The sequence below is a fragment of the Methyloprofundus sedimenti genome (assembly GCF_002072955.1).
GTDB lineage: Bacteria > Pseudomonadota > Gammaproteobacteria > Methylococcales > Methylomonadaceae > Methyloprofundus > Methyloprofundus sedimenti.
Map to the genome: position 1 here is coordinate 1 of NZ_LPUF01000002.1, position 12,619 is coordinate 12,619.

Genomic DNA, 12,619 nt, shown 5'->3' on the forward strand with positions numbered 1-12,619 from the left:
TTTACGAAGATATTACAGTCGTCCGCGTACCTGCAAAATTCCAGTCCACGTTTTTCCAATTCCTGATCCAGTTCATCCAGAACGATATTGCTCAGCAAGGGACTGAGTGAGCCCCCTTGCATTGCGCCTTCCTTGCTGGGGTTGACGATGCCATTGATCATGACGCCGCTACGCAACATGTTTCCGACTAGGCGAAGTATCCGTTTGTCGGATATTTTCTCGCCCATTCGGGCTATCAGCCTGTCGTGATGGATTCTATCAAAAAACTTGGATAGATCTATATCCACCACGTAGGGCTTGCCACTGTTCACTATCTGTTGTGCCGCTTGTACCGCTTCGTGCTGGCTTCGCCCTGGGCGAAATCCATAGCTGTGCGGTGAAAAATGCGGATCAAAGACCGGTTCCAGCAGTAGCTTTAATATTGTTTGTACCACTCGATCCCGTACCGTCGGTATGCCGAGTAGTCGTACACCTTTGCCTCCCGGCTTGGCTATTTCTACTCGACGGACTGGCGAGGGTTGATAAGTCCAGTTTGCGAGTTCCTCTTGCAACTGACTTAGCTCTTCGTCTAAACGAGTTTCAAAGTCTGCAATGGTTATTCCGTCTATGCCGGGTTTACCTTTGTTTTTCTTTACCTGTTTAAAAGCGACGCCCAAGTATAAGGTTGAGCATAACTGGTCGAAAAGTCTGGGTTCCTCTATTAATAGGTCGTGTTCGTTCATTTCACTTTTTTTTCTTTCTTTTGCAATGGGCTTTCTTCAATCTCGCACAACCGATTCGTTCACTGTTTACGACGCGAATAGAGGGTTGTTCCTGTTAGGCTGATCTCAGTCCATCAGTTTATAATCAACGGCCATGGCCGCTTACGTGTTCCGCCCTTCACCTCCAACGTCCTGTTGCTGATTTGATGTTTTACCCTCCTTCATGTCACCATGAATTCATCGGCACCAAACTTTACGATTACTATGGCTTCATCTGAAAACCCTCGGTTCATAACGTCTACATTACTGTAGCGCTTAGGGCTTAAGGAGTCGCAGTTACTCCGACCCAAAGCCGACGGCTCTTCACTGGGTAAGATAGTCAACTATCTCTCGATCTACCTACCTTCAATACAACAACACGTTACGGTGAGAATATTGGACTTCGGTGGTCGCGGGCACCTTATCCCCTTGTTGCCGCCTTACGAAGGTTCACTTTCGTTTAGGTGATCGATTTGGCTAGAGCTTCCTTCAGATTCCGCATTGGCTCCCAATAACCGTGTTTCCCTGTTGGGTAGCTACCGGGAGTTTCTTTGGACACCCTTGCTTTCGCCTACTTTTTCCCTTCTCACAGGGCAAAGGCCGGATTTCCACCAGCTAGCTGACTATCATGCCAGTCACACCGCGGGGCTCTGGCTTATGCTTTCTGGGCTCGTAAATAACTGCGATTACTTGTTCATTTCCCTGAAAGCTTTGTCACCGTTAATTATTGAAACATTTGTGTTTCATTGAAAAGCCTTGTTTCATGCTGATTACGGCATATTCTTAAAGCGGCATTAACCAAGGTTTCTACATTTAAACGCAAACAGAGTCAAATAGAAAAATGATACGTCTGGCTTTATTCTGAACCAGGCTAAAGACTTTGATGCGCTATTATTAGCCGTGCATTTTTGAAACAAAATGCTTGTTATTTGCAATCCTCTTGCATCTGCCTATTTCTTCAACGCCCTGGCAAAGGCATCCGCCATAGACCCTTGTGCTGGAGCAGCTGAGCCAGCTAGTTTAGGTTTCTGAATTTTTCTCGCTTGAGTGTCAGCCTTATCGGATTTCCCGCCTTTGCTTTCTGCTGTTGCTTCTTTTTTCATCGACAAAGCAATTCGCTTGCGCGCCACATCAACTTCCATTACTTTAACCTTGACCATATCCCCTGTTTTCACGACCTCGCGAGGATCTTTTACAAATACATCGGCTAAATGCGAGATATGCACTAAACCATCCTGATGCACTCCGATATCAACAAAGGCACCAAAATTGGCAACATTGGTAACCACACCGTCTAAACTCATACCTTCTTTCAGGTCGGTAATTTTTTCTATGCCTGCTTTAAAAGTCACGCTTTTAAATTCAGGGCGAGGGTCACGGCCTGGTTTTTCGAGCTCCTGCAGGATATCAGTAACGGTAGGTAAACCGAAATTTTCATTGATGTAATCCGCCGCTTTTAAATTCCGTAGAAAAGCGCTTTTGCCCAGTAATTCATGTATTTGCGTGCCTGTTCTTTGCACTATGTCTTCAATGACAGGATAGGCCTCTGGATGTACTGACGAGGCATCAAGCGGATTATCACCATTCATAATGCGTAAAAAACCTGCCGCCTGTTCATAGGCTTTTTCACCTAAACGCGGGACTTTTTTGAGTTGTTTGCGGTTTTTGAAAGCGCCTTGCTCATCACGAAAAGCGACAATATTATGGCTGATAGTACTGGATAAACCTGACACCTGTTTCAGCAAGGCTGCAGACGCGGTATTAACATCAACTCCGACAGCATTTACGCAATCTTCGACGACAGCTTCAAGTCCACGCGCCAACTGGATTTGATTAACATCATGTTGATATTGTCCGACACCAATGGATTTGGGTTCTATTTTAACCAGTTCTGCGAGCGGGTCTTGCAGACGGCGAGCAATAGAGACAGCACCACGCAGTGAAACATCAATATCCGGAAATTCTTTTGATGCCAGTTCAGACGCTGAATAAACCGAAGCACCTGCTTCAGAAACGGTGATTTTGCTGAAGTTTAGGTTTTTGTGCTGCTTCATTAAATCGGCAACCAGTTGATCGGTTTCTCTTGAGCCTGTGCCATTACCGATACTGACCAGTTGCACCTGATGTTGTGCAATAAGTTTAGCCAGTGTAACTATCGAAGCATCCCATTGATTTCTGGGCGCGTGAGGATAAATAGTCTCGGTAGCCAGTAATTTTCCGGTCGGATCTACGACTGCGACTTTTACCCCGGTACGGATGCCCGGATCTAAACCTAATGTGGCTTTTGGACCGGCCGGTGCAGCAAGCAATAAATCTTTCAGATTATTGGCAAAAACGCGTATGGCTTCAAGCTCTGCAGTTTCTCGTAATTGTTGCTTCAAATCTAAATCAATACGGGTAAAAAGTTTAACTTTCCAGGCAAAGCGTGCTGTTTCGGCTAACCAGGCATCAGCGACTTTACCGGTATCGGTGACTTGAATATGCCGTGCGACGATTTGTGCACAAAGTTGATGCTCTTCTTTTTCATCCTTACCAGGCAATAAAGTCAGGTTGAGTAAATTCTCATTTCGGCCACGAAAGAGGGCTAAAGCACGATGGGAAGGAATTTTATTGATCGCTTCCTGAAAGTCAAAATAATCTTTAAATTTGGCTGCATCTGCTTCCTTATCCTTGGCAACAACTGAATGCACAATACCTTTTTGCCAGATACGCTCACGTAAGGTGCTTACTAACTCGGCATCTTCGGAGATGCGTTCCATAATAATCTGACGCGCACCATCCAAGGCTGCAGCAACATCAGGGACAGCATTATCTGCATTGATATATGCGACTGCGATTTGCTCGGGAATGCAGTTTCTATCATCTAAAACAGCATCGGCTAAAGGCTCGAGGCCGGCTTCACGCGCTATCTGCGCTTTAGTACGACGCTTGGGTTTATAAGGTAAATATAAATCTTCCAGACGGGTTTTGGTGTCGGCATCTTTAATGGCTTGCTCTAAAGCAGGAGTGAGTTTCCCTTGAGAATCGATGCTGTCTAAAATTGTTTTGCGTCGTGCGTTCAGTTCGCGTAAGTAAATCAGACGTTCATCTAACAGGCGCAACTGGATGTCATCCAGCCCACCTGTGACTTCTTTACGGTAACGAGCAATAAATGGCACAGTCGCACCTTCATCTAAAAGTGTTACTGCTGCACTGACTTGTTTTTGGGAAACAGCTAATTCGCTGGCAATTTTCTGGATAACGTCCATTTATATGCGTTTCTCGTAATGGATTAAAAAGTCGTGCATTGTACCAATTTTTTAAAATTGGATTGTTACTAACTGGGTTATTTTACAAATGCAAAAAAGTTCACGGAGAGAGATTTTACTTATTTTTTTAAATACTCAAAAACATATACTTAAAGGTATGCCATTAACGCAGGCTGAAGACTGCACTCATGGCATTATTCAGTCATTAATAATCAGTAAATGTCTGATTTCTTTTTGAGTAAAGGACGTCACGTCCGATAAAGCAGATCTAATGATTCAGGCAATGTAGACTTTTGCTACGCTTGAGTATCACGGCTATTTGCTCATTAAAAAACAAGCAAATAAGCCTCTTACATCACTCAATCAAGCAATCGCCCCCACATATCGTAATCATCCACTTCTTCTATTTCTACATTGACCAGGTCACCGACTTTTAAATGTGTCGCACCATCTATAAATACCTGTCCATCAATTTCTGGTGCATCTGCTTTACTTCTGGCAACAGCGCCTTCTTCTACTACCTCATCTATAATGACCTGTTCGATTCTACCAACACGCAGCTTTAATCTTGCGGCACTTATCTCAGCCTGATGCGCCATAAACCGGGCTAATCGCTCCTGTTTGATTTCTTCCGGGACAGCATCCGGTAATTCATTTGCTACTGCACCTTTAACCGGAGAATAAGCAAAACAACCCACACGATCTAACTGCGCCTCGCTCAGAAAATCCAGGAGTTCTTGAAATTCGGCTTCAGTTTCACCTGGAAAGCCGATGATAAAGGTACTACGCAGAATAATATCAGGACAAACTTCGCGCCATGCCTTGATCCGCGCCAGATTATTTTCTGTTGCGGCTGGGCGTTTCATTAATTTTAGAATACGCGTATTGGCATGCTGAAAAGGAATATCCAAATAGGGCAATATTTTGCCCGCCGCCATTAAAGGCACAACTTCATCTACATGCGGGTAAGGATAAACATAATGCATACGTACCCATATACCTAATTCACCCAAGGCTTCTGCCATATCGTAGAAACGTGTCCTGACCTCTTTACCCTGCCAGTCATAAGTCTGATATTTTAAATCCAGTCCATAAGCACTCGTATCCTGAGAGACAACTAGTAACTCTTTAACCCCGGCATCAGCTAAGCGCTTGGCTTCTAACAACACTTCATTAACCGGACGACTCACTAAATCACCACGCATAGAAGGAATTATGCAAAAGGTACATCGATGATTGCAGCCTTCTGCTATTTTTAAATAAGCGTAATGTTTGGGTGTCAGCTTTATTCCTTGCGGCGGCACTAAACTTGTATAGGGATCATGCATAGGCGGTAAATGTTTATGCACTGCAGCGACCACTTCCTCTAAAGCATGAGCACCCGTAATTTCCAGAATCTGGGGATGACGTTCTAAAATTTCATCTGCCCGCGCACCTAAACAACCGGTTACAATCACTTTTCCATTTTGAGCAATGGCTTCTCCAATACTGTCGAGTGATTCCTCTACTGCTGAGTCGATAAAACCACAGGTGTTAACAACTACCATATCTGCACCATTATAATTGGGTGCAATTTCATACCCTTCAGAACGTAACTTTGTCAAAATACGCTCGCTATCTACCAGTGCTTTTGGGCAGCCCAGGCTTATAAATCCAATTTTGGGTGTTTTCATTTTTCTGTTTTTGATGTTCTATTTAATATTAAGAGATATGCATAAAATCTTGAGTTAACCTAAGCAACACAAGCAACTTACCAGTACAGTGCATACGAGCGTTTCGTGCTCGAAAAAAATAACTGGACCAAGTTATTTGCTGCACATCACTAAGTAACTTGCTATAAATAACGTCTCTATTTTGCGCATTTTTTTGTGTGTCTTCTACAGTTAAAGCGGTATATTGTCCCATCTAAATAGCTAACTTAGAAGTGTATAGCCAGCCAAATATTGTCTATCTCTGGCCTGGTCCACTCTACTCTATGCTTACAACCTGTCGGAATAAGTAAATAATCTCCAGCTTGTAGTTTTATTAACTGTCTTTGCTCTGCTAATTCCAGAATTGCCTCGCCTTGCACTAATAATACCCATTCATCATGTTCCTGGTCATACCATTGATCATCAGCATTAGCATGGCCTCTGGAAACAATTCTTTCTATTTTTAAGTTTTTATGTTGCAACAAAGTCGTAAATAATTCCTCAGGCAGTTGGCCTGGAATATCAGCAAATATATTTTTCACTTAAAATACTCAGAGGGGGGGGTGGAAACTAATTCTAACAAAACACACATAAACCAAATTATACTTATACAACTATTAAGCTTTAAACTATTTTGATCGATGCTCAACTTAAAACTTTGCCTTTTTTTGTTATCTATTTTTTTGAGTCCATTAGCCCAGGTGAATGCTCAGGAGAATAGCCATAACTGGCAATTAGTTAAAGATGAGAATGATATAAAAGTTTATCTTCGTAACCTTAGCTATTCTGACTATAAAGAGTTCAGAGGAAAAATGATGTTAAACACAAGGATCGAAGAGTTATTATCATTTATTAACAATGCCAGTTTCTGTCCTGCATGGCGTTATAAATGTATCCAGATGCTTAATCTCAGTGATGGCTATATATACAAGCTCAGTAGTTTGCCCTGGCCTTTAAATAATCGCTATACCGTGATGCAGTCAAAACTACAATTCGACAAAAAAAATAACATCTATACACTGCACTTAAAAAACATCCAACGCAAGCAATTACCTAAACATATTCAGGCTCAATTACCTGAGCAAGAAAACACCGTTCAAATGCGCTACTCTGATGGTTTTTGGCAATTTAAACTAAATGACAGCTCTGGTATTGATATTACTTATCAAATGCATGGCGACCCTGCCGGTGCTATTCCTTCAACTCTGGCAAACCAGGGAATTACCAATGCGGCCTTTGTTACCCTCAGTAATTTAAAAAACCATTTTTCTGCCAGGCAATAATCAACACACTGAAATTCAACAACTTAAGCCAATTTAACATTATTCAATAGCATACAAAGTCAGACTTTGCTCATCAATAGATAAGGAAAGCTTACCTAATAACAGCTGCTGCAATTCTTTACCTACCATACTATATCGCCAGCCACGCAGTAAGAGACTCTCTTGATCATCTTGTAATAACTGTTCCAGATCTTTACGCGTAGCCAAAATCACCGGATTTAACGAATTTTCATCGGCACGTATACGTACAATTCCGCTTAAAATATCCAGCACTGCTTCTTGTTGCTGCGTTTTTTTATTATTTACCTTGTTTTTTAATTTCAGGCCAGGCAAGTCTTGCGCTTTAGCAATGAGTTCACATACATGCTTGCCACTGCGCCGGACAAAACCATCATTCATGCCCCGAATTTCAGACAATGCCTTTAAATTAACCGGCTGCAATTTTGCCATATCCAGAATAAGTTCATCACGTAAAATCCAGTTTTTCGGTCTATCGTCCTGTTTGGCTATTTGCTCACGCCATTCAGCCAGGACTTGTACAATCGCTAACTGCTTACCGGTCAATTTATTTTTCCCGCGTATTTTTAACCACGCATTTTCGGGCGGTATATCATATAAGTCCTCATTCATTAGCTGCTCAAAGTCTTCCTTTAACCAATCTTCGCGACCTAATACCTCTAATTTCTGCTGCATCATCTGATAGATTTTAGCTAAATAAATAACATCATCTGCTGCATATTGTATTTGCTCATCCGATAGAGGTCTCTGGCTCCAATCTGTGCGCGTATGGATTTTGCTGAGATTAATGTTCAAAAAACCGGAAACCAGCATGGCGTAACCGGTATTTTCCTGAAAACCCAGTAAGGGTGCGACTAATTGCGTATCATAAACGGGAACTGGCAATTTACCACTAAGCTGATAAAAAATCTCCACATCTTGCCGACAAGAATGTAAAACTTTGATAATCGCAGGATCGTTGATTATGGTAAACAGTTCATCTAACTGCCCTTCCAGTGCTATAGGATCTATGCAAGCCACCCACTCCAATGTGGCAATTTGTAACAGGCAAAATTTGGGATAATACGTTTTTTCGCGTAGAAACTCGGTATCAATCGCAAGCCACGACTCTTGTTTCATTTTCTCGCAAAGGTCTTGTAGCAAAGCTACCGAATCAACAAACTGAATTTCATTCATGCTATTTAATTTTTTATAGGAATAGGGTAGACAAAAAAATAAACACCCAGACACTGAGTAAGGCTAAGTATTTGATTTTACGGGTCTAGACTAAGATTGACCGACTTTCACTTTATTCGCCGCAAGATAATGCCTGCGTGTGCCACGCCGATAATTTTTTTCTGCCTGAAATTTCTTGCCCGAACCACTTAGGCGTTTAATATCCAGAGCTTTTTGATTTATTTCCATTTCCTTAAAGGCTTGTAATATTTCAACAGGCATCCCGGGCGGCAGACTCAAAACAGTATAATGCTCAAAAATATCTACATAACCAATTTTCTTACGCTCAACGCCCGCCTCTTCAACCAGAATATCTTTAATAAGATTAACGTTAACTTGATGAATACGCCCCACCTCAATTCGATAACGAACCATTTCCGCATGTAATAACTCATACGCTTTTTGTTTTTCCACAGTGAACTTATTATTCACAAGCTCACTAAGCTTCGGTTGAGGATAGTTAATAAATAACAAGGCTGCGGCTAAATCAAGATAATCTAACTGCAAATGACGAGCACTCACCTCAATAAGTGCTTTATTTGCTGTTAAATCCTCCTTAGCGATCACTTTCCTTAATTGTTTTTCCAGGCTTGTCTGCTTTTCTATTTCAGCACTGGCATTCCTGTGATTATTCATTTAGCGCCTCTAAGCGGATATCCACATAAGCTTCATCACGCAAGCGTCTTAACCATAATTCTGTTTCTTCTTCTATTTTTCGTTTACGAATATCATCACGTGCCTGGTTGCGCTTTTGCTGCTCCTTATTGTCTTTATTTCGGCGTTCCAAAACCTGAATCAAATGCCAGCCAAACTGAGTTTGCACTGGTTCACTTAATTCATTAATTTCCAGTTCAGTCATCGTTTTTTCAAAAGGCGGGACCAATAAACCAGGTGTAACCCAGCCTAATTCCCCTCCTTTCAATGCAGACCCGGTATCGTCAGAGTTAGCTTTTGCTAAAGCTGCAAAATCATCGCCATCTGCAATACGGCCTGCTATGTCTTGTAGGCGTTTTTGTGCTTCTTTATCATTCACTAATTCATTGGTTTTAATAAGTATATGCCGCACCCGGGTTTCAGTAATTATATGTGAATCAATACCAGTACTATCGAACAATTTGAGAATATGAAATCCCCCGGGACTACGAATAGGTCCAGCTACATCACCTTTATTCATAGTCTTAACCACGTCAACAAAAAGCGTAGGAAGCTGATTTAAAGTTCGCCACCCCAATTCGCCACCTTGTAATGCATTAGCGCCATCTGAAACACTGACCGCCATTTGCTTAAAATCTGATCCTTTACGTAATTGTTTAATGACTGACAGAGCTTCCGCTTCTTCGGTCTGGATTGTTGTTGCCGAGGCACCTTCCGGGACTGCAATCAATATATGACCTAATAAATATTTAACTTTTAGATCTTCAGAACTGATTTCAGTTTCCAGATAGTGATCAATCTCTTGCTCGGAAACCTTTACCCGGCTACCGATTTCATGGTTGCGCAATTGATTAATTATAATTTCTTTACGCACACTCTCTTTGAATGTCTCATAACTCATCCCTTGCGCTATTATTTCCTGCTTAAAACTGCTTAAATCCATGCCGTTTTGCTCGGCAATTACGCTCATAGAGCTTTCCAGCATTTCATCCGTGACTTTAACGCCTGCCTTTTCTGCTAACTGGCTTTGCAAGGCTCCTATTATTAAACGTTCCAGCACTTGTTTATACAAAATATTGTCTGGTGGCAGCTGCACATTATTAGCTTTTAATTTACTATTAACAGCAGCTACCTCTTGAGCCAACTCACTTTCCAGAATGATATCATCTTCAACAACTGCGACAATGCCATCCAGATATTCAGCGGCAGATAATGGTAAACTTGCTATTACCAACAATAGTAATCCTATAATTTGTGTCGTTATTTTTCTCATCATTTTAATAAATTGGTTTTCTATATCCTGAAATATTATCCAGTAAAAAGTCTTCTACCTTTTCACCTAAACTTGTAAAACCTTTTAATTCAAGTTGAAAAAATATTGAATTTTGTGGTTCCGCTCCCTCGAACCCCCCTGATGCCGTACTAAGAAGAAATTGCCGATAAATAATCCTTAAGCGCCAACAGCAGCTATCTTTTTCAATGCCCGCAAAATACTCTAAATTTTTCTGATCCAATATAGAATATCGATACAGACCGATAGCGCTCCAGCCATCATAAATAGGAACGATAGCCGATGCAATCACCTGGTTCTGAGCAAACTGTCCAAACTCAATCTGTTCTTGCTGATAGCGATAACCAACATTTAAGATTATATTATTATCCAGACCGCGGTAACGTAAATCGGCATTGCCTCGATTAACGCTATTCTCGGAAAAATTCCATTGCATTTCCGAGGTAAATTTTAATTCATCGGTTATCTCACTACTTAATTCAGTAATCAAATTTGACAAAAATCCAGTATGCACTTGATTGCCTACTAAATTTACCTTTCTATCTGCAAAGTAAAATATTTCACCGATAGTAAATTTCAAACGATCACGTCCATCCTCAACCAGACGTGTCGTTAAAGCTGCTGATAATTGATTGGCATTCTGTGTTTTATCTACACCATTAAACTGATTATCTCTAAATAACTGACCATAACTAAAATTATATAGAGAAGTATCAAAGTTAGGTATCTCACTTTGATCGACAAACGGCACATATAAATAGTATAAACGCGGCTCTATGGTATGAGTTAGCGTATCAAAATCTTTTTCAAAAAATAAGCCGCTGTCTAAAGATACGAGAGGTATGGTTTTATCTAAACTGTTTGCCCCCCCTGTTGTCTGGTTGTCAAGCCAGTATTGTGTATGTTGCAGTGCTACCTTTGGGATAATAAAGCCCGACTGTGAAACAAATGGAAAGCTAACCGATGGTTTAATATTAAAACGCTGCCCCTGTGGCTGACCATCAGGAAAATGGCGCTGAAAATATACATACTCACTATCCAGCCCCATTTCCAGAGGCAGATGATCATTGAAGGCTTTAAACATATCCAGTTTTAACTGCGGTAAACGCCGATAAGGAACATTTTCATTACTTGCACCTGGATCAATATTTTGATAATTATCAACCCTTGCACTCATCGACATCCATGGCAATGTATAAGCAACATTGGCGTTACTTGCCAGGTAACGGTTACGATTGTTTAAACCCAAAGCACCATCTAAATCATTAAAATAAGCATTATCGGAAACATAATTGGCATTAATATTCATACTCAGATTATCTGTAAACCTGGTACTATTTTGAAAACTACCACCCCAACGCAGAGTCTTTGTTAACTGATCTTCCGGCATGATTTCAAAATTAATATCACTAAGTGACCTTTGCCATAGAAAGCGAAAATCTGCCCCCATCATAAAGCCACGCTCGGTCATATATCTTGGTGCTAAAAGCAAATCGTAATTAGGCGCCATATTCCAGTAAAATGGCAACCTGATATCTACACCACTACGCCCGGACATACCTACGCTAGGAGTTAGTAAGCCTGTTAGTCTTCTATCATCAATAGGAAAAGATCCATAAGGAAAATACATAACTGGAACGCTTTTAAACTCCATCCAGCCATGCTTTATCGTTGCGCGTCCCGTTTCATCATTTACCTTCATTCTGGAAGCATGTAACATCCAGTCCTGATTGCCAGGCTCACAAGCAGTGTAAGTCACTTCTTTAAAACGGCTGAATGTCGGGCTGTCGCGATAGACAACATCCGCACTTCCACGTATAGGTGAGGATGGAATTATAAAAGACACATCGCGTAACAAAGAGGAGTCATTCTCCATATTGATTTGCGCTGAGGTACTGTGTAGCGCCATACCCCCATCACTGTAGATGATATCGCCATATAAATCGAGCACGCCGGAAGCCTGATTAAAATCAGCCTGGTTTGCCATTAGGCGTTGATCGGCACGTTGCAAATTTATATTGTCTGTCAAGCTAATAAATTCTGCATCAAATACTTCACTGCCTCCGGAAAAAATATTCGTTGCCGTCTTTTCACGCAACTGCCTATCAACGGAATATGTTGACTGAGGACCCAATTTTAAACTACAGACTGACCAGGGGTCTTGATCAAACTGTGCCTGCAGGCGGGAAAAAACCTGCTCTCGCTCGAGATCATATGTTTTATTAAACCAAAACCTGTTGTTTATTTCTTGAGCTGCCTGTTTTTCTGTCTCTTGAAGCGCGCATTGTTGTGCAGTACTACTGGCATTACATTCAGCATCTAGTTCACCCGCTTTAGCGACCGTTAATACCATCATTGATATATTGACAAAAAATAGTAATAAACGCAGCAACATGTATACTAAAAACCTGAAAATAAAAAATATAATTAAGCCCACACGGTCAGGCAAAATATCATAAAATAAAGACCGTCCATTTTA

The 12,619-nt window shown here is 41.2% G+C and carries 9 protein-coding genes; 1 reads left to right on the forward strand and 8 read right to left on the reverse strand.

Annotated elements, in window-relative coordinates; translation table 11 throughout:
- From AU255_RS12880 to AU255_RS12900, 4 genes are all read right to left on the reverse strand, one after another.
- Nucleotides 1–722 (reverse strand): reverse transcriptase domain-containing protein (locus AU255_RS12880; protein ID WP_269844809.1); only part of this gene is annotated, 722 nt, incomplete at its 3' end.
- 968 nt (nucleotides 723–1,690) lie between these two features.
- Complete coding sequence (locus AU255_RS12885; protein WP_080523366.1) at nucleotides 1,691–3,988, reverse strand: Tex family protein; 2,298 nt, start codon at nucleotides 3,986–3,988, stop codon at nucleotides 1,691–1,693.
- A gap of 359 nt (nucleotides 3,989–4,347) precedes the next feature.
- Complete coding sequence (gene rimO / locus AU255_RS12890) at nucleotides 4,348–5,661, reverse strand: 30S ribosomal protein S12 methylthiotransferase RimO (RefSeq protein WP_080523367.1); 1,314 nt, start codon at nucleotides 5,659–5,661, stop codon at nucleotides 4,348–4,350.
- Between the two features lie 245 nt (nucleotides 5,662–5,906).
- Nucleotides 5,907–6,221 (reverse strand): cupin domain-containing protein, encoded by a 315-nt coding sequence (locus AU255_RS12900; RefSeq protein WP_080523369.1) that lies wholly within the window; start codon nucleotides 6,219–6,221, stop codon nucleotides 5,907–5,909.
- A gap of 141 nt (nucleotides 6,222–6,362) precedes the next feature.
- Between AU255_RS12900 and AU255_RS12905 the strand changes: the two genes are divergently transcribed.
- Complete coding sequence (locus tag AU255_RS12905) at nucleotides 6,363–6,962, forward strand: SRPBCC family protein (protein WP_143735961.1); 600 nt, start codon at nucleotides 6,363–6,365, stop codon at nucleotides 6,960–6,962.
- Between the two features lie 39 nt (nucleotides 6,963–7,001).
- Here AU255_RS12905 and rnd read toward each other — a convergent pair whose 3' ends face one another.
- From rnd to AU255_RS12925, 4 genes are all read right to left on the reverse strand, one after another.
- Complete coding sequence (gene rnd / locus AU255_RS12910) at nucleotides 7,002–8,156, reverse strand: ribonuclease D (protein WP_080523688.1); 1,155 nt, start codon at nucleotides 8,154–8,156, stop codon at nucleotides 7,002–7,004.
- 90 nt (nucleotides 8,157–8,246) lie between these two features.
- Entirely contained in the window at nucleotides 8,247–8,831 is a 585-nt protein-coding gene (locus AU255_RS12915) for a DbpA RNA binding domain-containing protein (RefSeq protein WP_080523371.1), read from the reverse strand.
- Entirely contained in the window at nucleotides 8,824–10,125 is a 1,302-nt protein-coding gene (locus tag AU255_RS12920) for a peptidylprolyl isomerase (protein ID WP_332889054.1), read from the reverse strand. Before AU255_RS12920 ends, AU255_RS12915 begins: the two co-directional genes overlap by 8 nt.
- A gap of 1 nt (nucleotide 10,126) precedes the next feature.
- Complete coding sequence (locus tag AU255_RS12925; RefSeq protein WP_158083123.1) at nucleotides 10,127–12,532, reverse strand: LPS-assembly protein LptD; 2,406 nt, start codon at nucleotides 12,530–12,532, stop codon at nucleotides 10,127–10,129.
- Nucleotides 12,533–12,619 lie beyond the last annotated feature (87 nt).

What these genes read in the sequence shown, in the direction of transcription:
- rimO (WP_080523367.1), bottom strand. Translation starts at nt 5,661, where the DNA reads ATGAAAACACCCAAAATTGGATTTATAAGCCTGGGCTGCCCAAAAGCA.
- rnd (WP_080523688.1), bottom strand. Translation starts at nt 8,156, where the DNA reads ATGAATGAAATTCAGTTTGTTGATTCGGTAGCTTTGCTACAAGACCTT.
- AU255_RS12920 (WP_332889054.1), bottom strand. Translation starts at nt 10,125, where the DNA reads ATGATGAGAAAAATAACGACACAAATTATAGGATTACTATTGTTGGTA.
- AU255_RS12885 (WP_080523366.1), bottom strand. Translation starts at nt 3,988, where the DNA reads ATGGACGTTATCCAGAAAATTGCCAGCGAATTAGCTGTTTCCCAAAAA.
- AU255_RS12915 (WP_080523371.1), bottom strand. Translation starts at nt 8,831, where the DNA reads ATGAATAATCACAGGAATGCCAGTGCTGAAATAGAAAAGCAGACAAGC.